Here is a 25151-nt window from a genome sequence, read left to right on the forward strand (position 1 = left end):
GCAGGAACTGCCCGCTCCGCACGTCTGATAGTGCGGAGCGGGCAGTCGGCCGCGCTGGCATTGCCACTGGAGCGGGGGGCGACGCCGAGTTGGACGAGAACGCCCTCCGGGACGTCGTCGCGTACGGGGAGCTTCTCGCCAGCCGGGTGCTGAGGCCACACTGTGTTCGCGCGGGGCCTCGCCACCGGGCGAAGGAGCAACAGATCGCGGTGTCCGGGCGGCGGGGTTGATCAGCGGGCGTCGGTGACCACATGAGAGCAGGCCGGGCAGGCCGCCGGCCCCTGCTCGGCGAACCACCGGCAGCTACGCCGAATCGCGCACTTGGGAAGCTCGATTTCCGCCGGCCCCACGGTCTCCTGGTAGGAGGCGGCCATCCGGGCGCCCAGCCCACAGTGGTCACCCGTCGAGAAGCCGCACGACGAAGTGACGCACGGCCCGGCGAGCCGGTAGCGGGCCTCGACCGGCGTGTCCGAGCCGGCCGCCGCGGCGAGCGCGACGTGTGTGCTGCCGGCGGCGCGGCGCACCGCCCGACCCGATCGGTTGTGCCGGCCACCGCCGCGGCCGCGCCGCCATCGACGGACGCGACGGCTCGAGGTATGCGGGGCGCAACGGTGGCCCCCGTCGGCCGTGCGGTCAACGCAGGATCTCCAGTGCCTCTCGGAGTGGTCGCTCGACTCTGGGAAACTGCCGAGCCATCCTCGGCGGTTTCGCCGGTCATCGCCCGAACAGGATCGGGATCGATCAAGATCGGCAGTCATGGCCCAGAGGGTGGCTGACCGCGCCGAGAGCGGCCAACTACCCGACGAAATCCTTGCCGTGGCGAAGCGGCTGGCCGACCTGATCGGCGGGCTGCCCACCGCCGACATCGCCATCCCCGGTGCGTCGTGGACCGTCGCCGAGGCGGCAGCACACTTGGCGATGGCCAACGAACTCATGGCGACGATCGCCGGCGGCCGACCGGCGACTCACGGCGACGGAACGAAAGCCGGGCTGGCCAGCGCGAACGCGCAGTCTCTGAGCTACGACGGGTTGACCGGCGGTGGCTGTGGAAGGACCGGGAGCACGACATCGCCATGGAGCTTCCGGTGCTGCCGGCGTCCCCGGCGAGTCGCCCGACCCGATCCAGCTTTGCCTGCCCGGGCGCGGCTGCACCGCCATCGACGGCCGGGAGGGCCCGAGCCCAGCAGCGATGAGTTGGACTGCGACCCGGCGTCAGTCACATAGCCCTCCAGCCCTGAGCCGTTGCGGTCCAGGTCCGCCCACGGCAGTTCCCGAGCAAGGCCGGGTCGGCGAGCGCGAACACCTGCTGCAGCACGGTGCCGAAATCCGAGGGAAGACGGTCGTCGAGGCGGTGCTTACGTCGCCAGGCCGCCCACCGTGATTGCGCCAGCGTCGCAAAGCCGACGAGGGCCTCGCTCAGCAGCACGGGCGTCACTACACGATATTCGGCCACCCGCTGCACTGCCGCCGCCAGCTGGTCGCCGTCAACATCGTGGCGGCAGGACAGCAGGTAAACGTCGGCGAAGTCACGCCAGCGAGTGTTCGCCTCGCCTCGCTGCAACGCCGTCACCAACTTCTCCGCGTACACCATCGGGAGCGGATAGCCGGTGACCACGATCTCCCCGTCGAGCAGCCGCGGGAGTTTGATCGGCTGCGGATCGGGCCAGATCGGGTCGCCGACGTTGACGTCGACATGGAAGGTCAAGCGTGCGGCGGAGAGACTGCCGGTGAGGCTGACCCGCACTCCGGCATAGACGTCGTCGTCCCGGATCGTGTCCGCGCTGGCGCTCGCCGCGTCGAAGACCAGGCCGTCGTCGAGGTGCAGGGTGGCGATGTCGCGGACGATGCCGAGCACCTGATCCGTGTCGTTCGAGATCCATCGGCCCTGAAGATCTACGTCGCGGGTGGGCCGGCGCGCGGCGTAGGCGGCCAGCAGAACCCCGCCCTTGAGGACGAGCTTGTCCGCGTACGGGGACTGGGACAGGCGGGCGGGCGAGGAAGCCTTCCAGGGCGTAGACCTGGTGCAGCTCGTCTGTGGGCCGACTGGTGCGACGAGCGAGGTTTTGGAGGTCGAGGTAGGCGCGGCCAGCGACGGTGGTACGCGTGGGACGTACGGTCACAGCAGGATCTCCAGTGCCTCTCGGAGCGGTCGCTCGGCTTTGGGGAACCGGCGAGCCATCGTCAGTAGTTTCGACGGCGAAGCGTCGCTCCGCCTCAGCCATCGCCGTAGCGCCGCGTACGCCACATCCGGCCCCTCCCGGTGCCGCAGACGAACGGCGTCGATGATGCTGCGTTCGGGGCTGTAGAGCCCGATCGAGGTCTCCGGGTCGAGTCGCAGTTCCGTGCGCCCAGTATCGAAGGTGGCCGGGTCGAACCAGTGCCAGGCGACCGGCGCGGTAGTGGCCGGTCGATGCCGCCCGCGAGGCAGCGCAACGTCGATACGGGAGGGGATCTCGTCGGTGAGGCCGTGCCGAGCCAGCGCGGTGGTCAGGCACAGGGTGGCAGACGGGGCGCGGCGGGCGACCTCGATGAGGTCGATATCCGCCGTCTGAGCGTCATGTCGCCGGTAGAGCCCCCGTCCGACAGGCTCGATGAGCCCGTGATCGCGCAGCCGGTACAGCTGCCGCTCTGGCAGGCCAGCTTCAAGAGCTTGGGTATAGCTGAAGGTGGCCGGGAGCATGCTCAGCAACATGCTCTCAGCCCCCGGTTCATCCGCTGACCCCATGGGGAAACTCTATACACGTTGCCGCCACCTGTAGCGGATTTCCTACCTGATGCGCTTCGGCCGATGGCGCCGGGATGGGGCGTGCAAGATCCGCGTTGACGTGAGACGAGGCGCCCTTGGTCTGATACCTGAAGCGGCCAGCGAAGTGCGCGAACCGTTCTCAATCATGAGCAGCTTCGGCCGCTCGGCTACGTCGCGCCCAGATGGGCGATCATCGTCTGGTTCGCGGCCCAGCCATCGGGGAACTTGACCGGCACGTCGAGGTGGACCGGCTCGGTCGACGGGTGGGCGTCCAGCAACTTGCCGATGCCCGCCCGGGCCACCACGATGCAGGCGTGCCGGTGGCGGGAGGTCAGCACGCAGAGCCGCCCCGACTCCAGGTGGAAGGCCGTCGCGTCCCGCCGTCCGGAGAGTGGGTGCAGGACGATCGTCACGTCGTACTCGCGGCCCTGGAGCCGGTTGGCGGTGTCGACGGTGATGCCCGCGCCGGCCTCGCCGAGGTGGGCGCGAATGGCCGCGACCTGGTCGCGGTGGGCGGCCCCGACGGCGATCCGGTCCGCGGTGACCGGCGCGCCGGCTGGAGCGTGTTCGGAGAGCGCGACCGCTCCGCGCTGCAACACCCGCAGGGCGAGGACCGCGCAGGCCGCGGCGGCCTCCGCGTCGGTACGCAGGGTGTGCCGGGCCGGCAGCTCGTACAGCGCCCACCCGGAGGTGGCCGCCAGCTCCACCGCCGCGTCGACCGCGTCCCCTGGTCCGGACGCGGTGAACGCCAGGGCCCGGTCGTCGGGGCCGGTGCCGGCGCGGAACCCGGTGAACGGGTAGAAGGCCGCCGCGACGACCGGCGCCGCCGAGGCGGGCAGTCGCCAGGACACGGGTAGGCGGTGCACCGGCAGGTCGGGGTTGTGCCGCAGGAGCACCGCCACGGCCGACTGCATCGGATCCCAGGTCAGGCCCGTCCAGCGCGCGGTCTCGACGGTGGAGAACGGGTCGAGCTGCCCGGGGTCGCCGACGAACAGCGCCCGCTCGAACCTGCCGGCCACGCGCAGCAGGGCGTCCGAGCGCATCTGGTACGCCTCGTCGACGATCGCCCACGGCCAGGAGCCCTCGGTGACGGTGGCCCACTTGGCGGCCGTACCGATGATGACGGCCGGACCGCCGAGGTCGCCGACCTTCGCGGCGACCCTGACCGTCTCGTGGTCCTTGACCCGGTCGGACGGCCGGTAGTCGGCGGCGGAGAGCCGGCCGATGCGCAGCTCGGGGGCCTTGCGGGCGAGCCGGTCGACGAGGTCGTCGACCTGCTCGTTGGTCTGCGCGATGATGATCAGGGGCTCGCCGGCGGCGGCCAGCTCGACGGCGGCGCGGACCACGAGGGTCGACTTGCCGGCCCCTGGTGGGGAGTCGACCACCACACCCCGATGCGTGCCGGAGCGCAGGTCGGCCAGCACCGTGCTGATCACGCGGTCGGCCTCCACCCCCGGCGGCACGGCCAACCCAGCGAGCATGGACCCGTCACCTCCCGACCCGGCACCCTACCGGCCGCGCACGCGCCTCCTGCGATACCGCCGGGTCGGGACCGGACGCGCCCTGCCTGAACTTCGACAACCTCGTCGATGGTCAGCGCACCTGGGAGTGCTTCCGGTCGCTCTACCTCCAGCCCGGCCATTCGAGGGCATTCGCCTGCCGGTCCTCCACCGCCGATTCAGGCGTATGCGATGTTCGTGGTCGTCGGTGCGCTTGGCCAGGGCCCGCAACTGGGACGAGGCGGTGGCGGGATGGCGCGCGCACCAGGCAAGCATGAGGGCGGCGGCGGTTTTCGGCGGGCTCCCGGTGGCGGTGGCAACCACCGCCAGGACGAGCCCGGACCTCAGCGGACCGCCGAGCAGCGCAGAACCAGGCTGACCCCCAAGCCTGGCCGGCTCCTGGCGTTGTGGGGTCAGGGGTTCGAGTCCCCTCGGCTCCACTCCCGGAACGATGCCGTGGTCAGGTCAATGGAGGCATATGCGAACCGAGATCCGAGCGCGATCGGGGGGAGATGTCCGCGCCCCATCCTGCCGTTGTCGATCTGTCGAGGAGGCGGCCATGCACTGGGCCCGCACGAACTTGAGTCCGCTGGCGTTCGCCGCGGTCGCTCTCCTGTTCGCCCTACCGTTCGCGGCGCTGAAGGGTGAGGCCGAGGAATGGCGTGTGGCGGTGACCTGGACTGGTTGGGGCTTGACCGTCGGTGGCGGGGCTCAGGTCCACCTGGAGACCCTGCTCTGGGATGGCGACCGTGGTCAGTACGTCATGCAGGAGGTGCCGAACGAGGCGCCGCAGATCGGTCCCGAGGAGCCCATCTACCTGCCGGGGCAACCGCTCTTCATGGTCGCCGCGCTGGGTGTCCTGGCCGGCGTGCTTGCCAGGATCCTGGCCGGTGTCAAGTCCCGCCTGGTGGTATCGGCGGTAGCGGCATTCGTCGCGGCGGGGGCGCTTGCGCTCGGCCTACGGGGCGTACTGCGTCGCTTTGATCCGCCGCCTTACGACGAGGCCATGTCCGCCGTACCGGCCGTCGGGTTCTGGCTGGCGGTCGGCATCCTGGCATTGCTCGGCGTCGGCAATGCGATCGCGGCGTACCGGTTGCGGAGGCGTGGCGAAGCCCTCAAGCCTGAACTCGGTGACGAATTGACTGGGTAGGCCCCGTACCCGGACCCTGCCCGCTGGCTCTACGGCGGCTGATCCGCCTCACGTGGGTGGCCGACAGGAAAGCCGCGGAGCGTGGCCGCTACTGCGGTCAGTTCCCGCCGCGGTACGGGCCATCCAGATAGACGAGTGCGTCACCGACGGCCCTCGTCTGCAGGTGTAGCGGATTTCTCCGGCAGGGCTAACGGGGCGTCGTGTCGGCGGGGAAGCGCTCGTGTCCCAGCACGGCGAGCAGCTGCAGCTTCTCGTAGCCCTCGCTGCGCGGGGACGCGGTGAGCACGAGCAGTGCCTGGGACTGGTCCTCGGTGAACAGCGCCTGGCAGTCGAGTTCGATCGCACCGAGCTGGGGATGGATGAGTGTCTTGTGGTCCGCGAAGCGCTTGGCGACCTCGTGCCGTTCCCACAGCTCGGCGAACTCCGGGCTCGCCTTCTGCAGCGCCCGCACCAGCTCACCGGCCCGCGACTGCGGGCCCATCGATCCGTACGCGGCACGCAGGTTGGCGACCTGGGCGCGGCTCTGCCGGTCGCGGTCCTCCTCGGGGTAGCGCAGCCGCTCCGCGGGAGCCGTGAACCACCGGTAGATCTCGCTGCGGGCGAGGCCCGTGTAGCCCGACTTGTCGCCGAGCAGGGCTGCGGCCATCCGGTTCTGCACGAGCGTCTCGCCGAGGTTGGACAGGATGAGCGCCGGGGTGTCGTCGAGCCGGTCCAGCACGCGCAGCAGCGCCGGGGCGACGTGCGTCGCCGCGGACACGACTGCCGGGGCGTTGTGCCCCGCCACCCGAAACAGGTAGTCGCGTTCGTCCTTCGTCAGCCGAAGCGCCCGGGCGAGTGACGCGAGCATCTGCGCGCTCGGCTGCGGGCCGCGCTGCTGTTCGAGCCGGGTGTAGTAGTCGGTCGACATCGCGGCGAGGGCGGCGATCTCCTCACGGCGCAGGCCTGGTGCGCGCCGGCGCGCGCCCGCAGCCAGCCCGACGTCCCCGGGCTGCAGCGCCTCGCGGCGGCGGCGCAGGAAATCGGCCAGTGCTGCACGATCCATGATCCCAGTATCCGGCTGCGGCGGGCGCGAACCAGGGATTGCGGATCCCCCGATGACCGGTCTCTGCCCCAAACCAGGGACGACGGCCGAAGCTCGGTGCATGAACATCTCCGGAAACACCATCTTCATCCCCGGCTCCACGAGCGGGATCGGCCTCGCCCTGGCGCTCGAGCTGCGGGCCAAGGGCAACACGGTCATCGTCGGCGGTCGGCGCACCGACCTGCTCGAGCAGATCGCCGCGGAGCACCCCGACATCGACACCGTGGCGATCGACACGACGAGCGCCGCGAGCATCGAGGCCGCCGCGAAGGAGGTGCTGGCGAAGCACCCGGACCTCAACGTCCTGGTCACGATGGCCGGCATCATGCGCATCGAGGACTGGCACAAGCCCGAATCGTTCCTCGCCTCGGCCGAGGCGGTGCTGACGACCAACGTGCTCGGCCCGGTCCGCCTGATCGCCGCGTTCATCGAGCACCTGCAGGCGCAGCCGGACGCCACCATCGTCACCGTCTCCTCGGGCCTCGCGTTCGCGCCGCTCAAGGTCACCCCGAGCTACAACGCGTCGAAGGCCGCGATCCACATGCTCAGCGAGTCGATCCGGCTGCAGCTCGCGGACACGACCGTGAAGATCGTGGAGCTCGAACCGCCGGCCGTCCGCACCGCGCTGCTGCCCGGGCAGGAGACGAGCGAGTACGGGGTGCCGCTGGACGAGTTCGTGGCGGAGGTCGTCGCGCTGCTCGAGTCGCAGCCCGACGCGAAGGAGATCCAGGTCGAGCGGGTGAAGTTCCTCCGCTACGGCGAGGCGCGCGGCGACTACGACCAGGTCGTCGCGACCCTCAACGCGTCCGACCCCCACGGGAAGTAGCCTCGGCCGGCCCCGGCGGCGGGTGGCTCGCTTACGGGACCATGGAGCCGCCATGACGTCGGGAAACGGTCAAGCGTCACCTGAGGGTTGCCGAAGAAAAATAGCGCGCAGCTTGAAGGCCAAGATTAGGGAAGATTAAGAATTCGATTAGCGGAGCCTTACGTACGCATAATTCCGGCACCCAATGTGCCCGCTTGACAGCACAGTGAATTGGCGTCGCCGGCTCGTTGATTTCTTTGGGCCGTCCTCACTAATGTTGGTCAGCGTCCGTTCCGGATGTCGGTCTCCACCTGGAGTGCCCCGGGACGGCCACCGCCGAGTCGCTGGACGTCACTGGCGTCGCCAGGCGAGCCGGGGAACCACCGCAGGTTTCGGGGTGAATCCGCATCAGCGGTAGGGCGCCTTCCACGCCCGAACCCGTCAGCTAACCCGGTAGGCGGTCGAGGTCGGTGCACCGTTGGGGTGCGTCGGCCTCGAGTGGAAGGAGCCGAACCCGTTGCCACCCGTGCGCACCCGGCCCGCCGGATCGCGTCTGTTCACCAGAATCCTCGCCGTCGCGGCGGCGGCCATGGTGGCCGTCGGGCCAGCGGCCCCCGCCCACGCCGCACCGTCGGCCACCGATGTGCAGCAGCAGATCGAAGCGGCGTGGCAAAAGCTCGAACCCGTCATCGAGCAGTACAACAAGGTCCGGTCAGAACTGGCCGCGAACCAGCGGAGATCGGCCGAACTGAGCCGGAGGATCGAGCCACTCGGCAAGTCGGTGGAGGTCAGCAGGACGCGGGTCCAGGGGATTGTGGCGGGGTACTACAAGCAGGAAAAGTCTTTCCACATTCAACGCCCTGCTGTCCCGCGGCTCGTCGCCGACCGCGTTGGGAGACCAGCTCGCGCTCGTGAATCGAATGGCAGATTCGGAGCAGCGACAGATCACCCGACTGTCGGCCCAGCAGGCGAGCTACGACGCCGACAAGGAGAAGGTCGACGCGCTGATCGCGATACAGCAGCGCCAGCAGGCCCAGTTGGCGGCTCGCAAGAAGGCCATCGACGCCGAGATCAAGCGGCTGGATGCGCTACACAGACAGATCGCCGCCACGGAGAAGGCCGCAGCGGCCAAGGCGGCCGCGGACGCCGCGGCGGCCAGAGCCGCAGCCGCCGCGCAGTCCGCCGCCACCGCGAGCAGCACCTCACCCATCACGTCGACCAGTTCGCTGTTCATCGGTGGGAAGTGTCCCGCCGTCCCCATCACGGGAAGCGGCGGCGTCGCGGCGAAAACCGCGTGCAATCAGATCGGCGAGCCGTACGTGTGGGCGGCCGACGGTCCGGACTCGTTCGACTGCTCCGGCCTGACCCAGTACGCGTGGGCGTCCGCAGGGGTGCAGCTGACCCATTACACAGGTGCGCAATGGACCGAAGGTACGGCGGTGAGCAGAACAAACCTTCGCACGGGTGACCTCGTCTTCTTCTACTCCGATCACCATCACATGGGTATCTACGTCGGCAATGGACTGATCGTCCACGCCCCGCATACCGGCGACGTGGTCCGAATGGCCCAGCTGGCGGCTATGCCGTACAGCGGTGCTCGCCGCCCCGGCTGACCGTCCGGTCCCGGCCACCGGACACCGCTGACGCTTCTGCGGTGGTCAGGTGACGGTGTGCGCGGCGAGGTGGCTGAGCATCGTCTGGTTGGCCGCCCAGCCGTCCGGGAACTTGACCGGCACGTCCAGGTGCACCCGCTCGGTCGACGGGTGCGCGTCCAGCAGCTCGCCGATCCCCGCCCGCGCCACAACGATGCAGGCGTGCCGGTGCCGCGAGGCGAGCACGCAGAGCCGCCCCGACTCCAGGTGGAAGGCGGTCGCGTCCCGCCGCCCCGACAGCGGGTGCAGCACGATCGTCACGTCGTACTCCCGGCCCTGGAGCCGGTTGGCGGTGTCGACGGTGATGCCCGCGCCGGCCGCGCCGAGTTGCGATCGGATCGCCGCCACCTGGTCCCGGTGGGCAGCGCAGATGGCGATCCGGTCCGCCGTGACCGGCACGCCGTCGGGCGCCTGCTCGGAGACCGCGACCGCGCTGCGCCGCAGCACCCGCAGCGCCAGCTCCGCGCAGGCCGATGAACGGTGTGCGCCGACGTGGGTCTCGGCGCACACGTGCGGTGCCCTCCTCCGCCCGAAGCGGGACCGCCGGGACGTACCCGACGGCCCCGAAGGTCGGCTCAGTGGATGACGACGGGCGTCTTCCCCTGCTCCCCCGGCTGGTCGTCGAGCAGGTGCGACCGCTCACGCCGGCGGGGCAGGAACGCGGCCGGGATGAACGTCAACAGCACCAGCGCGAACGCCACCCAGAACGTCGTGCCGAAGGAGCTGGCGGCGAAGTTGAGCCCGCGCTCGATGAGCGACGGGTCGACCGGGAACTGCTGGGTCAGTTCCGGCCGCTGCTGGGCGGCGATGGCCAGCCCGGCCTCGGTGATCGGCTTGCCGCTCGGATCGGTCACACCGGGGATCGGCTGGGAGCCGTTCAGCTCGTTGGTGAGGATCACCGACATCACCGCGGCGCCGACGGAGCCGCCGATCTGCTGGAGGATGTTCACCAGCGTGGAGCCGCGGGCGACCTCCTGCGCGTGCAGGGTCTTCAGCGCGGACGTCATGATCGGCATCATCGTGCCGCCCATGCCCAGACCCATCACGAACAGCGAGCCGCAGAGCAGCACGTACGAGGTGTTCGGGTCGACCTGGGTGAAGGCGAAGAACCCGAGGACGATGAGCGCCAGCGCGAACGGCACCGTACGGCCGATGGGCACCCGGTCGGCCAGCGTCCCGGCGATCGGCATGGTGATCATCGCGCCGATGCCCTGTGGTGCCATCAGCAGGCCGGCGGCCAGCGTCGACTCGCCGCGCACCTGCAGGAAGTAGCTCGGGAACAGCAAGCCGGCGCCCATGAACGCGATGATGAAGACGAACATGGTCACCGCAGCGATGGTCAGGCTGCGGTTGCGGAACAGCCGCAGGTCGAGCAGCGGGTGCCGCGGCTTGAAGGAGTAGAGGACGAACGCCACCACCAGCGCGGCGCCGATCAGCATGGGCGCCCACACCTCGGGGTCGGCGAACGTGCCGGCCTCGGGCAGTGAGGAGACGCCGTAGAGGAACAGGGCGAGCCCCGGCGAAAGCATCAGCATGCCGAGGAAGTCGAACGACTCCGACGGCTGGGGGCTGTCCTTCGGCAGGGCCAGCTGCGCGTAGATCAGCGCAATGGCGCCGATCGGCAGGTTGATCAGGAAGATCCAGTGCCAGCTCGCCACGTCGATCAGCCAGCCGCCGAGGATCGGGCCGCCGATCGGGCCGAGCAGCATCGGGATGCCGAGGACGGCCATCAACCGGCCGATCCGGTGCGGCCCGGCCGCACGGGTCATGATCGTCATGCCGATCGGCATGAGCATGCCGCCGCCGAGGCCCTGCAGCACGCGGTAGCCGATCAACTCCCCGATGGTGTCGGCGGTGGCGCACAGCACGGACCCGATCGTGAACAGCGCCAGGGCGACCATGTAGAGGCGTTTGGTGCCGAACCGGTCGGCGGCCCACCCGCTGAGCGGGATGACCGTGGCCAGCGCGAGCGTGTAGCCGGTCATGGTCCATGCGACGCGGGCGTAGGACGCGTCGAACTCGCTCTGGAACGTCGGCAGCGCGACGCTGACCACCGTCACGTCGAGGATCGACATGATCGCACCGAGCACGACTACGCCGGCCACCTTGAGAACCGCGGCGTCGAGCTTGTCCGATGTCGGGACAGGCTGCGGTGCCGCGACAGCTTGCTGTGTCACGAAGTCTCCTGAAGTCGGATCTGACCGAACGGGTGAGCGGTGGTGGCGGCGCGGCGCCGGCCGATGGGCGGGCGCGACGTGCGGAGGGGTGACGCTCGCAGGCAGATTAGCCGCCGCCACCGACACTCCGCCCTTGGATTAGCTCCCAGCGCCTCGACTTGTGAGGACGATTACGGCCTGGTGGCTACCGGCAATCCTCTGGCCACCTGACGTCCGCTGTTGTTCTCGGCACAGCGCCGTCCGGGGCTCCACGGCGGCTGAGCCCGCCCGTGGCCGCCGCACCTTCGCGAGAATGCCGGAAGCGGGCACTGACCTGCAGGAGCGGGCACTAGCGTGGGCGTTGGCGAGGAGGTACGGCACCTCCGCCCGGTTGCCGGCCATGTCGATCATGGGGGTGTCCATGCGCGGGCCGAGACGTGGTCCGGTCTGGGCGGCCCAGCTGTGGTTACGCCAGCGCCGGCGCAGGTGGCGTACCCGACGGGAACGCCAGGCCGAGCGGACCCGCCGCCGGCGGACGGACGAGCGGCCTGACCACCGGATGAGCTGGCGGCACCACCGCGGGCTGCGGTGGGCGATCGTCGGCACCGCCGGGCTGCTCGTGGCGTGGACCCTCTTCTCCCTGGTCCTGACGGTCCTCAACGCCGAGCCCGCTTTCCTGCCGATGTCGAAGTGGTGCGCGGGGCAACCGCCCCGGTCGTACTACTGCGGGCAGGTGGAAGGCTTCGTCAAGGGCCCGCTGATCCTGGCGCTGGGCCTCGCGGTCTTCCTGTTCTGGCGGTACGTCCCGGTCCGTCGCTGGTACGACCGCAACGCCGTGCGCAACCTCCGGATGGTGCTACCCACCGCCGAACGCGATACCAGCGCCAGCTACGTCGTCGGCCGGGACGAACTGTGCGAACTGATGATCCAGCGGCTCCGGAACGAGCCCACAAGGCGCCCGCTGCTGCTGGTGGGCGGTATCGGCACCGGCAAGACCGCCACGCTGGTCCGGCTCGCGGAGATGCTGATGGCCACCGACGTCGTACCGATCGGGATCGACCTGCGCACCGTCACGGACCCGGAGAAGCTGAACTTCCACCAGCTCGCCCTCGACCAGTTCACCCGCACCATCGACACCCAGTTGCACTCCGCCGGCGAAGCCGACAAGGTGTGGCGGCGGCTCTGGCTGGAAAACCGCATCGTGGTGCTCGCCGACGGCCTGGAGGAGGTTCTCGCCGACTCCGCCCAGCCCGCCGACCGGGACAGCGTGCTCCGCGAGGCCGTCCGGGGGGCGGTCCGCGAGCGGCTCCCCCTGGTGGTCGCGTCGCGACCCGACGATCCGCTGCGCGGGCTGGACGCGCTGCTGCTGCAACTGGAGCCGCTCTCCCAGGGGGCCGCGTTGGAGTACGTGCAGGCCCGCAGCCGCCGCTCCGACGCCGGTCACCAGTGGGACCGGATCACCGGGCTGGTCACGGCCGCCGACGTCGCCGACTCACCGTTCTACCTGCGGATCATCAGCCAACTCCACGAGGTGGACCGCCTGGACCGGGTCGCGCCGACGGACCAGGGCAGATCTGCGCTGCGCTGGTGTCTGCTGGAGGAGTGGTGGGCCGCCATCGTCGCCGGGGACCTGTACGAGGACTACGGCGTGCCGCAAACCGAGCGGTCCGACGCGATCGAGGTGCTCTCCGCGCTCGCCTGCATCGGACTGCGCGACAACCGGCTGTCGGTGCGTACCAGCGAACTCACCAGCGCCGCCGGCACCGGGGACGCGGGCCGCCAGTGGATCCTGGCCGAGCTCCGGGCCCGGCTGCACAAGCTCAGCGCCGACAACCCGCAGGACCTCGGACTCGCCGAGACCACCGGGGACGCGCTGAACATCGTGGTGAAGCGGCAGGACGGAATCCGCTTCCAGCATGGGGTGATCCAGGCGTACCTCGGCTCCCGCTACCTCGCCGCAGCCCTGCGCGACGACGACTTCCTGGAGCAGGCCTTCACCCGCAACCACGGCCCCGGACGAGAGCTGCTTTCCGCCCTCACCCTCTACACCCGCAGCGCAGGCGCGTTCGAACGGCTGGACGGGCGACGAAAGCCACCGGTGCGGCACGCGAGCCTGCTCCGCCTCGGCGACGCCGTCCGGCAGACGGTGGGACTGTCCGTGGCTGCCGGGAACGCGAAGGACACCCGGACCCGGTCGATCGCTCTCGTACACCGGCTCTGTGACGCGGCGACCCGGACGCCCAACCGCACCCGGGCTCTGGAGATGTTCGCCGCCGCGCTGGAGATGGACGCCGCCAGCGGGCACGCGACCCACCAGAAACTGGCCGACGCCATCCGCCAGACCTGGCCGCAGTACCAGGGGGACGGCTCGGTCACCGACCGCCCCCTCGAGGACGCCAAGATCGCCCTTGTGCACCGGTACGGCGACGCCGCGCGGCAGCTGCGGGACCGACCCCCGGAACCCACCCGGCCGCGGGGGCAGCAACCCACGCCGCAGTACCGGCAGCTGTTCCAGTTGATGGCGTACGAGTCCTCGTACCTGCCCCGACTGACCGCGGCCCGCCAGATCGCCAGCGGCGGCAACGCGGCCGTCTGCGCGACCTGCTCGACCAGCCGCCGCAGGCGGCCAACACACAGGGCCGGGAGCGCCTGGAGGAGCTGCGGACCTGGATCGCGCCGTCGCTCTTCCTCTTCGCCGACGCCACACAGGCCCCCGGCGAACCGGACTGGCAGGGCGTGGCCCGGGAGACCCTGCGGCGCTGGGTAGACCGCCTGGCCACCGACTTCCGCGAGGGGGCCCGCGTCTACGAGCTCACCCTGGCGCAGGGGTTCCGGCTGGCGGCCAACTGCCGAACGTACCCGGCGCACCGCAGCGTGCTGATCGAGGAAGCCGAGAAGGCGCTGCGACACTCCCGGTTCTGGTACTCCCATCTGGTGCTCATCCAGGCGCTCACCCTGCTCGCCCTCCCCCACGATCCCGGCGAGACGTTGCGCGAGCGGGGTCACGGTTCGGACCCGCGCGGGCTGGTCGGCTTCTGGACCTCCATCGCCGGGGGCGGAAACCCCGCCCCGCAACCCGGCAGCGGCACGGCCCACCCGCTCGTCCTCGAGGTCGCGGAGCTGTGCGTGGAGGCGCTCATTGACCGCCATCCCGAGCGGCACTGTTGGCTGGACGAGCGGGAGATCGTCGGGCGGGTCGGGTCGGTCAGCCCCCAGCCGGGCATTCGCCGGCTCCAGAAATCCTGGCTGCCGCCCTCGCACGGCTGGGCCGTCCTGGAACCGCGGGCCCAACGGCTGCTGGCCGACGTGATGCTGCTGCTCAACCTCGCCGACCGGGGACGGGACAACGATCAGCGCGCGCGCCGGCTCAGCCGGGCCAGCCGGGCCGAGCTGCCCCCGTGCCTCACCATCGACCGCAGCGCCATGCGGGTCACCCTGACCCGCCGCCAGGCCCACGACGTGCAACCGGGCGCCACCTGCATCGACGACTGCCCGTTCCGGCTGTGCCCGCTGCCGCCGAAGGGAGACGAGTTGCCGTACCAGATGGACGAGGCCTTCTGCGCCCACCAGATCGACCTCGTCGGGCGCTGGTTCCGGTCGCCGGGGCGGGCGGACTGGCAGGCGGTCAACCGGGAGGACCTGCGGACGTTCTGGCGCGAGATGTCGGAGCGGATGGCCCCGGCCTGGCGGAAGTGACGGTTCCGCCCTTCCGTCGGTCCTCAGGAGACGGTGTGTGTCGCGAGGTGGGCGAGCATCGTCTGATTGGCGGCCCAGCCGTCCGGGAACTTCACCGGTACGTCCAGGTGCACCCGCTCGGTCGACGGATGCGCGTCCAGCAGCTCCGGGATTCCCGCCCGCGCCACCACTACGCACGCGTGCCGGTGCCGGGAGGTGAGCACGCAGAGCCGCCCCGACTCCAGGTGGAACGCGGTCGCGTCCCGCCGCCCCGACAGCGGATGCAGCACGATCGTCACGTCGTACTCCCGGCCCTGCAGCCGGTTGGCGGTGTCGACGGTGATGCCCGCGCCGGCCGCGCCGAGTTGCGACCGGATCGCCGCCACCTGGTCCCGGTGGGCGGCCCGATGGCGATCCGGTCCGCGCTCACCGGCGCGCCCTCCGGCGCCTTCTCGGACACCGCCACCGCGCCGCGCCGCAACACCCGCGGCGCGAGCTCCGCGCAGGCCGCCGCGGCCTCCCCATCGGTACGCAGCGTGTGCGCCGGCAGCTCGTACAGCGGCCAGCCCGAGGCGGCCGCCGTCTCGACGGCCGCGTCGTACCGGTCCCCCGGCCCGGCCGCGGTGAACGACAGCGCCCGGTCGGCGAGCCCGCTGCCGGCGCGGAACCCGGTGAACGGGTAGAAGGCCGCCGCCACCACCGGCGCCGCCACGACACCGGCAACCGGTGTACGGGCAGGTCCGGGTTGTGCCGCAGCAGGGTGGCCACCGCCGACTGCATTGGATCCCAGGTCAGGCCCGTCCACCGCGCGGTCTCGACGGTGGCGTGGGCTGCCGCCGGGGTGCAGCTGGCCCACTACACAGGCGATCAATGGACCGCAGGTGTGGCGGTGAGCAGAGACAACCTTCGCACGGGCGACCTGGTCTTCTTCTACTCCGATCACCACCACGTGGGGATCTACGTCGGCAATGGACTGATCGTCCACGCCCCGCATACCGGGGACGTGGTCCGCATGGCCCAGATGTCGTACATGCCTTACAGCGGTGCTCGCCGCCCGAGCTGACCGTCCGGTCCAGGTCCGCTGCGGCCGGTCCGGCCGAGGTGGTAGTTCGTCAAGCCATCCCGTTCAGTTCGGTCAACGCGTCGTCGGGAAGGGTCAGTGCAGCAGCGGAGACGTTCTCGCGCAGGTGCCCGACGGATGAGGTGCCGGGGATGAGCAGGATGTTCGGGGAGCGCTGCAGCAGCCACGCCAGCGCGACGGCCATCGCTGTGGCGTCGAGGCGGGTGGCGTTCAGTTGCTCGGACTGCAGTGGGGAGAAACCGCCGAGCGTGAATTAGGGCACGTAGGCGATGCCCTGCGCGGCGAGGGAGTCGATGAGGTCGTCGTCGTCCCGGTTGGCAATGTTGTAGAAGTTCTGCACGCATACGACCGGCGCGATTGACTGTGCCTGGCGATCTGCTCGGCGTTGACGGTGCTCAGCCCGAGATGCTTGGCCGGAAACACCATCTTCGTCCCCGGCTCCACGAGCGGGATCGGCCTCGCACTCGCCCTCGAACTCACGGCCAGGGGCAACACCGTCATCATCGGTGGCCGGCGCACCGACCTGCTCGAGAAGGTCGCTGCGGAGCACCCCGACATCGACACCCTCACGATCGACACGGCGGACCCCGCGAGCATCGCCTCGGCGGCCGCGCAGGTGCTGGCGAAGCACCCGCACCTCAACGTCCTCGTCACAATGGCGGGCATCATGCGCGTCGAGGACTGGCACCGGCCCGAATCGTTCCTCACCTCGGCCGAGGAGGTCGTGACCACCAACGTGCTCGGCCCGATCCGCCTCATCGCCGCGTTCATCGAGCACCCTCAGGCACAGCCAGACGCGACGATCATGACCGTCTCCTCGGGCCTCGCGTTCGCGCCGCTCAAGGTCACCCCGAGCTACAACTCGTCGAAGGCCGCGATCCACATGCTCAGCGAGTCGCTCCGGCTTCAGCTCGCCGACACGAGCGTGAAGGTCGTGGAGCTCGAGCCGCGGTCGGTGCGTACCGCGCTGCTGCCCGGGCCGGAGACCAGCGAGTTCGCCATGCCGCTCGACGAGTTCGTGGCGGAGGTCGTCGCGCTGATCGAGTCGCAGCCGGACGCCAGGGAGATCCAGGTCGAGCGAGTCAAGTTCCTCCGGTACGGCGAGGCGCGCGGCGACTACGACCAGGTGGTCGCGACCCTCAACGGCGCCGACCCGCACACGGTAGGTAACAGCACGCATCCGCTCGCGCCGGGAGCGCGACGACGGATCGACACTCAGTCGAAGGTCGCCGTCGTCAGGTTCTCCTGAACGACGTGGGCACACCCCTCGACCCGGCAGGTGTCTTCCAGAAGCGACCGGATGGCCGGGGTCACCCTGAGGTTCTGGGCGAACCCCACCATGTCCGCGTAGAGCTGGCTGTGTGTGCGCTCGTACCGGCGGCGCTTCGGAATGGCGGTGAGGAAGCCGGCCCGCACGGCACCGTTGAGCACCGAAGCCGGATCGACGATGCGCCGCCCCGACAGCAGGCCCTTCTCGTCCAGCGAGTCACGACGGTAGTGGCCGTCGGGCCGGACGAACTTGAGGAACAGGAACCGCAGTTGGAGGGCGGTGGGGCAGGGGCCGACGAAGGGGTGCTCCCGACGCCCGTCCGCGCCCAGCAGCTTGACGAAGTCCGCGACGTCCTCGATGGCGGTGCGCGAGTCGATCTCCACGGAGACGAAGCCGGTGAGATGCCCGAAGTCGGCCTCGGCGAGGGTGGGCAGGCAGGCGTCGAACCGGGTGCCGTGCAACGTCGCGTCGGACAGGTCGCAGCCGGTCATGACGCAGCTGGTGAAGCGGGTCGACTCCAGGTTCGCGCCGCGGAAGCTGACGCCGGCCAGCGACAGGCCCGAGAAGGTGAGCCCGGAGAGGTCCTGGCGTTCCAGCGGAGCGTGGATCAGCAGCCGCGCGCAGTCGGGAAGCCCGAGGAGCACCTGGAGGATGTTGCGGAAGGCGGTCGGGGTCGCGGTGGCGCTGGCCAGCCGGGTGAGCAGTTCCTCACCGGCGGCGAGTTCCCGGATCCGGGCGCAGAGCACCCGCAGGGCGAAGGAGTCGGGCGGGAAGGGGCGACAATCCAGCAGTTGCGCGAAGCGCACCGGGTTGACGGCGAAGTACTGGGCGGCGCGGATGCCGATCTGGTGCTCAAAGATCACATCTTGGGCGAAGCGCACCCGCTGCCGCTCGGAGGCGGCACGGAAGACCGGCAGGCGGCAGATGGCCGCCGTGGACCGTTCCCGCTCGGCATCGGACAGGTCCGAGGGGAGCACGAACTCGGCGAGCTGGCCGATCTCGTCGATCGGCACCCCGCGGTTGTCGTTCTCCAGCTCGGCGACCGCGACGTGGCTGATGACGTCGAGCAGGTCGTGCCGGGAGACGACGTTCTCCTGCAACTGCTCCTTCTTGTACTCGCGGTCCATGATCGCGTCGATGGCGTCGTGGACCAGGTCCATCTCGGAGTAGTCGTTCGGTATCCCGTCGGTCTTGCCCTCGGCGACCCGCTCGGCGAGCAGCTCGGCGTAGTACGGGGTGCCGCAGAGCTTCATCAGCTCCGGCTTCGCGTCGAGGATCGACAGCAGCTCGCGGTCCTTGTCCTGCAAGCGGATGCGCGCGAAGGTCGTGATCGACTCGGGCCGCCACGGCAGCAGGCGAAACTCCTCGACGTACTCGTGGGCCACCGCGAGGAAGTCCCGCAGTGCCTGGTTGGAGCTCAGCAGCGAATCACGGACGCAGAGCAGGATGCGCGGGGTCGTCGGGTTGTCCGGCCGGGCGACGATCTCGTGGATGTACTCGAAGAAGCCCGGGTCCTGGGCGATGACCTCGTCGAGCCCGTCTAGCAGCCAGCTCGCGAACCCCCGGGTGAGCATCCACTGGAACGTCGGCTGCTTGACCGGCCGCGCGACCTCGGTCTGCAGTAGCGCGTCGACCATGGGCCCGAGTGCGGGCGCACTCGCCAGCGCGGCGTAGTCCGGCAGGAGTGGCAGCGGCCGGTACGCCCGCCGTAGCTGCTTCTTCGCCTTCTGGAAGTTCGTGTACAGCGTCGCGAACAGCGACGAGAACAGGATGCTCTTGCCGTAGCCCGCCGGCGCGGTCACCAGCACGATCGGGCGGTCCCAGTCGCCCGGGCTGTCGAACCGGCGAGCCAGCTCGGTGAGCAGGTCGCTGCCCACCACTCCGGTGCCCACCGCCTCGAAGGGCTGCGGGGTACGCCGGCGCGCCTCCGTCTCCCCGTCGCGGCGTAGCTGCTGCGCAGCCGTCCCGGCCACCGCCGACACGGACGTGTCGTCCCACTTGAACCGGGCGTCGAAGAACTGGATCGGGACCCGGATGTCGACGTTGTACTCGTGCTTGGCGACTCGCCGGAACTCCGTCGACAGACCCTGGGTGGACTCGACCAGCAGGAACTTCGCGCCCGGAGTACGCGCCTCCTCGGCAAAGCGTTGCAGGAGGGTCGCCTCGCGGCGATGCAGTTCCTCGGCGTCCGGGGCTGCCGGGCACCACACCGTCATGTGCTCGCTGTTGTCCGCGTACGCCGCCCGCCTCGCTCGGACGACCTCGCCCCGTAGTTCTCCGGGAACCGACCAGCCTTCCGACTCGAGGAACGTCACAGCCTCGTCGTACAGCGTCATGAACAGTCCTCCATCAGGAATCGAAAGGGTTCCCACCGGTCCGGCCGGCCGACCACGTGCAGGTAGGCGCAGGCCCGGCTGACCGCGATGTAGCTGGTCGTCCAGTCCTCCTCGCCGTCGTCGGCATAGACGATGGCCGGCGCCTCACAGCCGTGGAACTGCCGCACGGTGCAGACCGCCAGCTCGTCGCCGCGCAGCCCACTCGTCGTCCGCACGCCCCGCTCCGCCAGGGTCCGGCGGATCGCGGCATGGTTCGCCTGCGTCGACGTCACCACCACCAGTTGGGAGGCCGACAGGTCCTTCAGGATCTTCAGGACCGCGTCCGCGCACGTGGACGCGAGATCCGCGGAGCCGCCGCTGAACTGCGGCGCCCGCCCGGCCGGCCCGGTGACCGGCGTGTGCGCTCCCGAGATGCGCGCGACGAGCTTCGCGATCGGCAGGACGTTGCGGCAGTTCTCGGTCAGCCAGAACTCGTTGAACCCGCCGTCGGGACGTGGGCGCCAGGTGCCGGACGAGTCGCGCTGGTACGGGTCGGCGAAGAGCACCACCGAGCCGTCGGGGCGGACCAGTTCGCGCAGGGCCTCCAGGAGATCCTCGTCATGGCTCTGCGCCTCGTCGACGATGAGGCAGTCCAGCGGCTTGCCGTACGCCTCGGCCAGGCCCAGCACGGTTGCCCACAGCTGCTCGCCCTCGTAGTCGCGCAGGCGATCAGCGCCGTAGAGGTCGCACAGCACGTCCTCCGGGTCGCCGGAGCTGACGCCTTCCACCCGCAACCTGCGGCGGATCTCCAGGCGCAGGTTGCGCTGCTGTCCGATCACCGCGACCCGCAGCCCCCGGGCGGCCAACTCACGCGCCCGCTCCTGGGCGAGGACGGTCTTGCCCGTTCCGGCCGCACCGAGCACCAGCGAGGCGCGCTTCTTGGAGGTCCCTTCGAGCACCTCCAGTTGACGACCGGTCAGGCGGATCTGGCGCTGGGTCAGGCGGGCGAGGTCGTCCGAGGCCAGATCGACGTCGTAGCGGAGGGTGCGGGCGACGACCGCGGTCGGCGCGAGCGCCGCCAGGGCCTTCTCGAAGTCCGACTGGCTGGCCCAGCCATGCTGGTCCCAGTGGGCCATCACGCGTTCCACGAGCATCGGCGCGTGCTCCAACGCCGCGGCGCTCAGCGCGATCGTGTCCGGCGCGTGCGGACCGAGATTGCCCGACGGCCGGCCGTCGGCGAAGACGACGCAGTGCCCGGCCGGGACGTGCCGGATGCCGGCGGTGTCGCGCAGCCACCCGGCCAGGGCGTACTTGTTCCGCACGGCCTGGTCGAACGGGTCGACGTGCAGCGGCACATCGCCGCCGCGGCGCTGGGCGAACCACTGCCGGCCCGCGACCCGGTAGGAACCGTCCTTGACCTCCATGATCAGCAGACCGCGCCCGGGGTGGAGCAGGACGAAGTCCGCTTCGCCCATCCGCCACCTCGGCCGGCCGGCGTCGAAGTACGCGAGGCTGTGCAGCACGAACCACGAGTCGTTGAGCGACCGGAGCTTGTCGAAGACGGCCCGCTCCCCGCGAGTGGCGTTCGCTCGCAGGTTCTTCGGATAGAAGCGCGCCAAATCCGCCTCCGCAACACGGGCCGTTCGACGACTGGGGTGACGACGCGAGCATCCACATTGTCCGCCCGTTTAGCGGCTGCCGCGCTCCACCGGACTTGCGGTCTTCCCTGAACGATCGGTCATCTGGAGGTCACGCACAGCAAACCGAACGCCCCGACGACCTCGCACAAGTGATGAACATCGTGGCCGAACGGATGAAGAAGCAGGGTGGGGACACGGAGGCAGAATTCGGAAATCAACCGCGCCTCGATGAGCTCACGGAGGAGCCGCAGATGGCCGTCGGAAACAAAGGTGTCCTGCTCGTCGACTGGGACAACCTGGCCGGCGCGATCATCGGCCGCGGCCACGTGGTGGAGCGGGGCATCGTCGACGCCCTCTGGAGCGACGCGACGACCCGCTGCGGCGGCCACCTGCAGTACAAGCACATGGCGGCGGCGAAGTTCGACGGAAGCATCTCCACGGCGATGACCGAGCATCTCATCGACGACGAGGTGGTGGGCAGCACCAAGGAGCAGGCCGACATCCATCTGACCGTGCTGGCGATGGACTACCTCTACCAGGACTGCGGCCAGTTCGTCCTGGTCACCGGCGACCAGGACTTCATCCCGCTGATCCGTCGCCTACTGCGCGACGGCTGCCGGGTCACGGTCGTGTACGGCGACAAGGACCGGCTCTCCACCCAGTTCCGCGGCATCCTCACCCTGCCCGGGCTGGACTCCATCTGCATCGACGATATCTACACCCTGAAGAAGCCGCCGCCGGTCACCTGCCGGGCGCTGCTCGGCCTGCTCGAACTGCAGCGCCGCGGCATCATCCTGGGCGGCAAGGAACAGGCCGACCGCACCGCGACCCTGGCCCGCTGGGGCATCCTGGAAAACGAGGACGAGAGCCGGTACTGGGCGCTCATCGAGTCGCTCGGGCACAAGGTCGTCCGTACCGACGCCGCCGTGCGGGCCAAGGAACAGTTCCTGCCGCGCAACGCCACCCGCACCTACCGGCTCCGGCCGGTTCGGCGACATCACGGCCATCGACTACGTGGTCCGTCGGTTCGCCGCCCGACCCAAGGGCCTGACGGTCACCGAACTGCGCACCGGCCCCCTCCAGGCGGACAACGGCGCCCGGCTGCTGCGCGTGCTCGACGCGCTGACCGCCGTGCAGCTGGTGCGCAAGGGCGCGGACGACACGTACGCGGTGACCGTGGACGATCTGGGCCTCGGCTACCTGGAACCGCTGTGGCGGGTCCACGCCGGCCTGACCATGGAGTGCTTCCGGACGCAGAGCCGGACCATCCCGTTCCGGCGCCTGCCCGGCCTGCTCAGCGCGACCGGCGTCGGGCAGGGCCAGGAGAAGTTCGCCGCCGGCCTGATCAACAAGGTCATGAAGTACGCCAGCGCGGCAGGCGTCGTGGACGCCGTCGCGGTCGGCGGCGCCCGCCACGCGCTGGCCACGAACTCACCGCTCGCCCGTCCGATCGAGGACGCCTACCACGAGCTCTACCGCGCCTTCGTCGGGCGGGCGCCGAGCCCGATACCGGAGAGCGAGATCCTCGAGTTCATGGCGGTCAAGGACCGCACGCGGGCAGAGCCGGTGTTCGGTTACGACCCCCGCGACCGGCACCGGATCCTGCGCGTCCTGGCCCAGTCCCGGGCCATCACCTGGCGCAGCGAGAAGGTCACGATCCCCCAGACCCGCTGGGGCGACGCCGGATCGTCGTTCGCCTAGGAGCGCCCGTGCCGCGCTGGACGAGGCCCCTGCTGCGCGGCGCCGGCAGATGCGGGCTGGCGCTCGCCGGGACGGTGGCGGTCTGCGCCGCCGGAACGGCCGTCGTGGTGGCCTTCACCTGGCGGGCCGACCGAGCGGCCGCGGTCGCCGGCTCCTTCGCCGCCGTCGCGTCCACCATCGGCGTGCTGGCCGCGATCTACCTGTCCCGACAGGCGTTGTCCCGGACCGACCGGCAGCTCACGGAAACCCGCCGGGCCCTGGTGCTGAGCAGGTACCCGCTCCTGCTGCCCATCCACCAGTCAGTGGCGTTCCCGGACTCCGGCGGCATGCTCGCCCAGCATCCACCCGCCCAGGAGCGCTTCGCCCTGACCTCCGCGCCCGCCCCGGCGTACGCGTTCCTCGCGATCACAAAGGACAGGTTCGTCGTCCCGGTGGAGAACGTCGGCGAGGGGCCGGCACTGCGCATCCGAGGGACGTTGTGGTGCTCGGACGGGCGCAACGGACCCGTCGCAGGCGTGCCGGCCCTCGGGGTGGGCCGGACCGGCGTGCTGGCAGCCGTGCTCCACGCCGACGGACGGCCACTGCCGGAGGAGTTCGGCTCGATGACAGCCTCGGACGACGGGCCGAGTGTCGCCTACTGGCTCGATCTCGACTATGCCGACGTCTTCGCGAACCCTCGGCGGACGACGGCGCTCTTCGACCCGAGCGGGATCGGTGCCTGGCACTACGTGCAGGGACACGAGCCGGGAACGCTCTGATCGCGCTCCGGACACCCTGGGAAAGTGAAAGCCCCAGCACGGAGGCTGGGGCCGGGTATTGAGACGGATCGAACGATGACTACGTTTCAGCTCATCATCGCCAGCCACCATCTCCCCTATGAGTAGAGGCTACGGACACGTTCCGCGAGCGTCAACTCGGCCACCCGTCCGTGTCTGCACTCCGATCAGCTCACCAAGAACAGCGACTTGACGGTCGCCGCCCTGCATCCGGCCACGACAAGTCCCACTGGACAGCTCCCCTGGTCCGCCCCGGGACCCGGCCGTCCCTAGTCAGGTGGCCCGGTGCGCGGCGAGGTGGGCGAGCATCGTGTGGTTGGCCTCCCAGCCGTCCGGGAACTTCACCGGCACGTCCAGGTGCACCCGCTCGGTCGACGGGTGCGCGTCCAGCAGCTCGGCGATCCCGGCCCGCGCCACCACCACGCACGCGTGCCGGTGCCGGTGCCGGGATGCCAGCACGCAGAGCCGCCCCGACTCCAGATGGAACGCCGTCGCGTCCCGCCGGCCCGAGAGCGGGTGCAGCACGATCGTCACGTCGTACTCCCGGCCCTGGAGCCGGTTGGCGGTGTCGACGGTGATGCCCGCGCCGGCCGCACCCAGGTGCGACCGGATGGCCGCCACCTGGTCGCGGTGCGCGGCCCCGACAGCGATCCGGTCCGCGGTCACCGGCGCACCGCCGGGCGCCTGCTCGGAGAACCCGACCGGCTTTCGCGCCAGGAACCGCAGGGCGTGGGCGGCGCAGGCCGCAGCGGCCTCGGAATCGGTACGCAGCGTGTGCCGGGCGGGCAGCTCGTGCAGCGCCCAGCCGGCGGCGGCCGCCACCTCGACCGTCGCGTCGAAGCGGTCGCCCGACCCCGGCTCGGTGAACGTCAGCGCCCGCTCGGCCGCCCCGGTGCCGGCCCGGAACCCGGTGAACGGGTAGAACGCGGCGGCCACCACCGGCGCGGCGGTCGCGGGCAGCCGCCAGGACACCGGCAGCCGGTGCACAGGCAGCTCCGGGTTGTGCCGCAACAGGGTGGCCACCGCCGACTGCATCGGATCCCAGGTCAACCCGGTCCACCGCGCGGTTTCGACGGTGGAGAACGGGTCGAGCTGCCCAGGGTCGCCCACGAACAGCGCCCGCTCGAACCTCCCGGCCACGCGGAGCAGGGCGTCCGACCGCATCTGGTACGCCTCGTCGACGATCGCCCACGGCCAGACGCCCTCGGCCACGGTGGCCCACTTGGCGGCCGTACCGATGATGACGGCCGGACCGCCGAGGTCGGCGACCTTGGCGGCGACCCGGACCGTCTCGTGACCCTTCACCCGGTCGGTGGGCTGGTAGTCGGTCGCGGAGAGCCGGCCGATGCGCAGCTCGGGGGCCTTGCGGGCGAGCCGGTCGATGAGGTCGTCAACCTGCTCGTTGGTCTGCGCCACGATGATCAGCGGCTCGCCGGCGGCGGCCAGCTCGACGGCGGCGCGGACCACGAGGGTGGACTTGCCGGCGCCGGGCGGGGAGTCGACCACCACACCGCGGTGGTCGCCGGAGCGCAGGTCGGCCAGCACGGCGGTGATCACCTGCTCGGCCGCGACGGCCGGCGGAGCTGCCAGTTCCGCGAGCATGG

The 25151-nt window shown here is 70.5% G+C and carries 21 protein-coding genes, 3 pseudogenes and 1 riboswitch; of the genes and pseudogenes, 10 read left to right on the plus strand and 14 right to left on the minus strand.

Annotation, left to right across the window (positions count from 1 at the left end; genetic code table 11):
- Nucleotides 1–230: 230 nt before the first annotated feature.
- The 4 genes from ACFOYX_RS01090 to ACFOYX_RS01105 form a co-directional block, all read right to left on the minus strand.
- A complete protein-coding gene (locus tag ACFOYX_RS01090) occupies nucleotides 231–524 on the minus strand; it encodes a hypothetical protein (RefSeq protein WP_322442969.1) in 294 nt (97 codons plus the stop codon).
- Nucleotides 525–1216: 692 nt separating this feature from the next.
- Nucleotides 1217–2089 carry a nucleotidyl transferase AbiEii/AbiGii toxin family protein gene (locus ACFOYX_RS01095; protein ID WP_322475140.1) on the minus strand — a complete coding sequence of 291 codons (873 nt, stop codon included), beginning with the start codon at nucleotides 2087–2089 and terminating at the stop codon, nucleotides 1217–1219.
- Nucleotides 2090–2116: 27 nt separating this feature from the next.
- On the minus strand, nucleotides 2117–2692 hold the full coding sequence (locus tag ACFOYX_RS01100) for a type IV toxin-antitoxin system AbiEi family antitoxin domain-containing protein (protein WP_322442968.1): 576 nt from the start codon (nucleotides 2690–2692) through the stop codon (nucleotides 2117–2119).
- A 221-nt stretch (nucleotides 2693–2913) separates the two neighbouring features.
- Entirely contained in the window at nucleotides 2914–4227 is a 1314-nt protein-coding gene (locus tag ACFOYX_RS01105; RefSeq protein WP_322442967.1) for an AAA domain-containing protein, read from the minus strand.
- A gap of 577 nt (nucleotides 4228–4804) precedes the next feature.
- Between ACFOYX_RS01105 and ACFOYX_RS01110 the strand changes: the two genes are divergently transcribed.
- On the plus strand, nucleotides 4805–5395 hold the full coding sequence (locus ACFOYX_RS01110; protein WP_322442966.1) for a hypothetical protein: 591 nt from the start codon (nucleotides 4805–4807) through the stop codon (nucleotides 5393–5395).
- A 187-nt stretch (nucleotides 5396–5582) separates the two neighbouring features.
- On the opposite strand, the gene ACFOYX_RS01115 is transcribed toward ACFOYX_RS01110, so the two are convergent.
- A complete protein-coding gene (locus tag ACFOYX_RS01115; protein WP_322442965.1) occupies nucleotides 5583–6437 on the minus strand; it encodes a helix-turn-helix transcriptional regulator in 855 nt (284 codons plus the stop codon).
- A 100-nt stretch (nucleotides 6438–6537) separates the two neighbouring features.
- On the opposite strand from ACFOYX_RS01115, the gene ACFOYX_RS01120 reads away from it, so the two are divergent.
- Together ACFOYX_RS01120 and ACFOYX_RS01125 are read left to right on the plus strand one after the other, a co-directional pair.
- Entirely contained in the window at nucleotides 6538–7302 is a 765-nt protein-coding gene (locus ACFOYX_RS01120; protein WP_322442964.1) for an SDR family NAD(P)-dependent oxidoreductase, read from the plus strand.
- A gap of 303 nt (nucleotides 7303–7605) precedes the next feature.
- Nucleotides 7606–7756, plus strand: a riboswitch (cyclic di-AMP (ydaO/yuaA leader).
- A 445-nt stretch (nucleotides 7757–8201) separates the two neighbouring features.
- Nucleotides 8202–8894, plus strand: coding sequence for a C40 family peptidase (locus ACFOYX_RS01125; RefSeq protein ID WP_322442963.1), 693 nt, complete (start codon nucleotides 8202–8204; stop codon nucleotides 8892–8894).
- Between the two features lie 45 nt (nucleotides 8895–8939).
- Here ACFOYX_RS01125 and ACFOYX_RS01130 read toward each other — a convergent pair.
- Together ACFOYX_RS01130 and ACFOYX_RS01135 are read right to left on the minus strand one after the other, a co-directional pair.
- Nucleotides 8940–9410: pseudogene (locus ACFOYX_RS01130) on the minus strand (AAA domain-containing protein); the annotation flags it as partial.
- Nucleotides 9411–9508: 98 nt separating this feature from the next.
- On the minus strand, nucleotides 9509–11110 hold the full coding sequence (locus ACFOYX_RS01135) for a DHA2 family efflux MFS transporter permease subunit (protein WP_322442962.1): 1602 nt from the start codon (nucleotides 11108–11110) through the stop codon (nucleotides 9509–9511).
- Nucleotides 11111–11402: 292 nt separating this feature from the next.
- Here ACFOYX_RS01135 and ACFOYX_RS01140 point away from each other — a divergent pair, with 292 nt between their 5' ends.
- The gene (locus tag ACFOYX_RS01140; RefSeq protein WP_322442961.1) at nucleotides 11403–13856 is read left to right on the plus strand and encodes an NACHT domain-containing protein; all 2454 of its coding nucleotides are present in this window, start codon (nucleotides 11403–11405) and stop codon (nucleotides 13854–13856) included.
- Nucleotides 13826–14785, plus strand: coding sequence for a hypothetical protein (locus ACFOYX_RS01145; protein WP_322442960.1), 960 nt, complete (start codon nucleotides 13826–13828; stop codon nucleotides 14783–14785). The genes ACFOYX_RS01140 and ACFOYX_RS01145 overlap by 31 nt, the downstream gene beginning before the upstream one ends.
- Nucleotides 14786–14808: 23 nt before the next feature.
- Here ACFOYX_RS01145 and ACFOYX_RS01150 read toward each other — a convergent pair.
- Nucleotides 14809–15589 (minus strand): annotated as a pseudogene (locus tag ACFOYX_RS01150) (AAA domain-containing protein); the annotation flags it as partial.
- A gap of 58 nt (nucleotides 15590–15647) precedes the next feature.
- On the opposite strand from ACFOYX_RS01150, the gene ACFOYX_RS01155 reads away from it, so the two are divergent.
- A complete protein-coding gene (locus ACFOYX_RS01155; RefSeq protein ID WP_322475141.1) occupies nucleotides 15648–15827 on the plus strand; it encodes an NlpC/P60 family protein in 180 nt (59 codons plus the stop codon).
- 49 nt (nucleotides 15828–15876) lie between these two features.
- Here ACFOYX_RS01155 and ACFOYX_RS01160 read toward each other — a convergent pair whose 3' ends face one another.
- Nucleotides 15877–16029 carry an aldo/keto reductase gene (locus ACFOYX_RS01160; RefSeq protein ID WP_322442958.1) on the minus strand — a complete coding sequence of 51 codons (153 nt, stop codon included), beginning with the start codon at nucleotides 16027–16029 and terminating at the stop codon, nucleotides 15877–15879.
- Between the two features lie 225 nt (nucleotides 16030–16254).
- On the opposite strand from ACFOYX_RS01160, the gene ACFOYX_RS01165 reads away from it, so the two are divergent.
- Nucleotides 16255–17094 (plus strand): SDR family NAD(P)-dependent oxidoreductase, encoded by an 840-nt coding sequence (locus tag ACFOYX_RS01165; protein WP_322442957.1) that lies wholly within the window; start codon nucleotides 16255–16257, stop codon nucleotides 17092–17094.
- Here ACFOYX_RS01165 and ACFOYX_RS01170 read toward each other — a convergent pair.
- From ACFOYX_RS01170 to ACFOYX_RS01180, 3 genes are all read right to left on the minus strand, one after another.
- Nucleotides 17061–19451: a pentapeptide repeat-containing protein gene (locus ACFOYX_RS01170; RefSeq protein WP_322442956.1), complete on the minus strand. Its 2391-nt coding sequence runs from the start codon at nucleotides 19449–19451 to the stop codon at nucleotides 17061–17063. The two genes, ACFOYX_RS01165 and ACFOYX_RS01170, sit on opposite strands and share 34 nt — an antisense overlap.
- Complete coding sequence (locus tag ACFOYX_RS01175) at nucleotides 19448–21049, minus strand: AAA family ATPase (RefSeq protein ID WP_322442955.1); 1602 nt, start codon at nucleotides 21047–21049, stop codon at nucleotides 19448–19450. The genes ACFOYX_RS01170 and ACFOYX_RS01175 overlap by 4 nt, the downstream gene beginning before the upstream one ends.
- 119 nt (nucleotides 21050–21168) lie before the next feature.
- Nucleotides 21169–21576, minus strand: coding sequence for a hypothetical protein (locus tag ACFOYX_RS01180; protein WP_336636506.1), 408 nt, complete (start codon nucleotides 21574–21576; stop codon nucleotides 21169–21171).
- Between ACFOYX_RS01180 and ACFOYX_RS01185 the strand changes: the two are divergent.
- Nucleotides 21514–21645, plus strand: a pseudogene (locus ACFOYX_RS01185) (hypothetical protein); the annotation flags it as partial. The gene ACFOYX_RS01180 and the pseudogene ACFOYX_RS01185 sit on opposite strands and share 63 nt — an antisense overlap.
- A gap of 24 nt (nucleotides 21646–21669) precedes the next feature.
- Here ACFOYX_RS01185 and ACFOYX_RS01190 read toward each other — a convergent pair.
- Nucleotides 21670–22077, minus strand: a complete 408-nt coding sequence (locus tag ACFOYX_RS01190; RefSeq protein WP_322442997.1) for a hypothetical protein — start codon at nucleotides 22075–22077, stop codon at nucleotides 21670–21672.
- Between the two features lie 7 nt (nucleotides 22078–22084).
- Between ACFOYX_RS01190 and ACFOYX_RS01195 the strand changes: the two genes are divergently transcribed.
- Together ACFOYX_RS01195 and ACFOYX_RS01200 are read left to right on the plus strand one after the other, a co-directional pair.
- Nucleotides 22085–22771: a hypothetical protein gene (locus ACFOYX_RS01195; protein ID WP_322442996.1), complete on the plus strand. Its 687-nt coding sequence runs from the start codon at nucleotides 22085–22087 to the stop codon at nucleotides 22769–22771.
- Between the two features lie 8 nt (nucleotides 22772–22779).
- A complete protein-coding gene (locus tag ACFOYX_RS01200; RefSeq protein WP_322442994.1) occupies nucleotides 22780–23529 on the plus strand; it encodes a hypothetical protein in 750 nt (249 codons plus the stop codon).
- Between the two features lie 291 nt (nucleotides 23530–23820).
- Here ACFOYX_RS01200 and ACFOYX_RS01205 read toward each other — a convergent pair whose 3' ends face one another.
- A complete protein-coding gene (locus ACFOYX_RS01205) occupies nucleotides 23821–25149 on the minus strand; it encodes an AAA family ATPase (RefSeq protein ID WP_322442954.1) in 1329 nt (442 codons plus the stop codon).
- Nucleotides 25150–25151 lie beyond the last annotated feature (2 nt).

This window comes from Micromonospora sp. GCM10011541 (assembly GCF_042650725.1).
Lineage (GTDB): Bacteria > Actinomycetota > Actinomycetes > Mycobacteriales > Micromonosporaceae > Micromonospora > Micromonospora sicca.